Below are 420 nucleotides of genomic sequence, written 5' to 3' on the forward strand. Positions count from 1 at the left end.
TTCCCACCCTACGAGGGCGGCAATCTTCACTATCCGATGGCGACGGATGAAGTTCGGCCGGGCTGATTAGATGGTCAGAACAAGCCGACCGCGCGTGACATTCCCCGACTGGATCAGCCGATGCGCCTCGGCGGCCTCGGAAAGTGGCATAGTCGATGACACCTGCGGTGTGAATGCGCCCGCCGACATCATTTCGATCACCCTCTTGATCATCAGCGGATTGTCGCCGGGACCTTTGTAGCCAAGCATGACGGTGACACCGAATTCGGCACCGCGATCGAAGATCGGCAGGGCGTTCAGGTATATGAGGCGACCGCCGCGCTTCATGACGGGATAAGAGCGGTCATGGACCTCGCCGCCGATCAGGTCGAAGACGATGTCGATGTCCCGGAGCATGCCGAAATCCTCGCCGTCATAAGC

1 protein-coding gene is annotated in these 420 nt (G+C 59.8%); it reads right to left on the reverse strand.

Annotated features, from left to right (window positions below; all coding sequences use genetic code 11):
- Positions 1 to 66: 66 nt before the first annotated feature.
- Positions 67 to 420, reverse strand: a 354-nt coding sequence (locus tag AC1D0P_RS30445; protein ID WP_477680139.1) for a zinc-binding dehydrogenase, incomplete at its 5' end; no start/stop codon positions are given.

It is taken from the genome of Polaromonas sp. P1_G2, from assembly GCF_056405515.1.